The sequence below is a fragment of the Streptomyces sp. NPDC038707 genome (assembly GCF_040636485.1).
Taxonomy (GTDB): domain Bacteria; phylum Actinomycetota; class Actinomycetes; order Streptomycetales; family Streptomycetaceae; genus Streptomyces.
In genome coordinates this window covers 1-1,598 of the sequence record NZ_JBEZUP010000099.1, presented here as the reverse complement: position 1 = coordinate 1,598, position 1,598 = coordinate 1, and the positions used below count along the sequence as shown (strand labels likewise).

Below are 1,598 nucleotides of genomic sequence, written 5' to 3'. Positions count from 1 at the left end.
CGGCGGGTCCGCCACGAGGCCGGGACGGCCGTCCTGGATGACCAGGCGTGAGCGCAGAATGTCGTGGTGGTCCAGGACCGCGCCCAACGTCGCCGTCAGACCCGCCGCGTCGATTCCGTCCGGCAGGTCGACCATCATCGACATCGAGAACCTGCCGATGCCACCGCCCAGCTCGGTCAGGTACGCACCGACCGGTGTGAGCGGCATCCAGCCGATGCCACCGCCGTCGAATTCGTCCAGGACGTCGGCCGTACCGGTGCGTGCCGTCGCCGCCAGTTCGGCCACCGTGCGGCGCTCGAAGACCTGGCGCGGCGTGATCTCGACGCCCCGGGTCCGGGCGCGGGCCACCACCTGGATCGAACGGATGCTGTCACCGCCGATGGCGAAGAAATCGTCGTCCAACCCCACCCGGTCGAGCCCCAGCACCTCGGCATACACCGCCGCCAGCGTCCGCTCCTCCGGGGTGCGCGGCGCCCGGTACTCGCCGGCCGCGAACTCCGGCTCCGGCAGCGCCCTCCGGTCGACCTTCCCGTTCAGGTCCAGCGGCATCCGGTCCAGCACGACCAGCGCCGACGGCACCATGTACTCCGGCAGACGAGCGGCCACGAAACGGCGCACCTCCGCCACGTCCACGCCCGCCCGCAGGTCGGAGTCGTCCGCGCCGTGACCGTGTGCGGGCACCACGTAGCCCACCAGCCGCTTGTCCTCCGGGCGGCGCCCCTCACGCACCAGGACCAGCGCCCGCGCCACGCCGGGGTGAGCGGCCAGCGCCGCCTCGACCTCGGCGGGTTCGATCCGCAGGCCGCGCACCTTGACCTGGGAGTCGGCGCGGCCCACGCATTCCAGTTCCCCGTCGGTGGTCCAGCGGGCCAGGTCGCCGGTGCGGTACATCCGCTCGCCGGCGGGCCCGAAGGGATCGGCCACGAACCGTTCCGCCGTCAGCCCGGGACGCCCGTGATACCCACGACCCACCGCACCCCCGACATACAGCTCGCCCACCACACCCACCGGCACCGGAGCGAGACCCGGACCCAGGACATACGCCCGCATGTTGCCCAGCGGCCGGCCGATCGGGGCGTTGCCCGTCCCGTTCCACGGGGCCGAGGGGGCGAGTGCGAAGGCGGTGGCGTAGAAGGTCTCGCTCTGGCCGTAGCCGTTGACCACCCGTACCCCGGGCAGGGCGGCGCGTACGCGTTCCACGAAGGCCGAGGTCAGCACCTCGCCGGCGAAGACCACCGTCTCCACGCTGGTGCGGTCGGCGATCTCGTCGACCAGTTCGGCGAAGACCGAGGGCACCGCGCTGATGACGCTGCCGGTCCAGCCGTCGCGCTCGCCCAGTTCGAGTACGTCGCGCATCACCTCGACGGTGGCGCCGACGCCGAGCGCGCTGAACACCTCGAACGCCGACACGTCGAAGTTCACCGAGGTGGCGAAGAGCATGCGGGAACCGGCCGTGAGGTCCATGGTGCGGGCCAGCGACAGCGCGTCGTTCATCACGCCGAAGTGGGTGATGGTGACGCCCTTGGGCTTCCCGGTGGAACCGGAGGTGTACATCACGTACGCCACGTTGTCCGGACGCAACGGCCCCGACCGCTCCG

Annotated in this window: 1 protein-coding gene; it reads right to left on the bottom strand. The window is 71.8% G+C overall.

The features are described from left to right. A partial coding sequence (locus tag AB0E62_RS39980) for an AMP-binding protein (RefSeq protein WP_362206051.1) occupies positions 1–1,581 on the bottom strand: 1,581 nt, incomplete at its 3' end. Positions 1,582–1,598 lie beyond the last annotated feature (17 nt).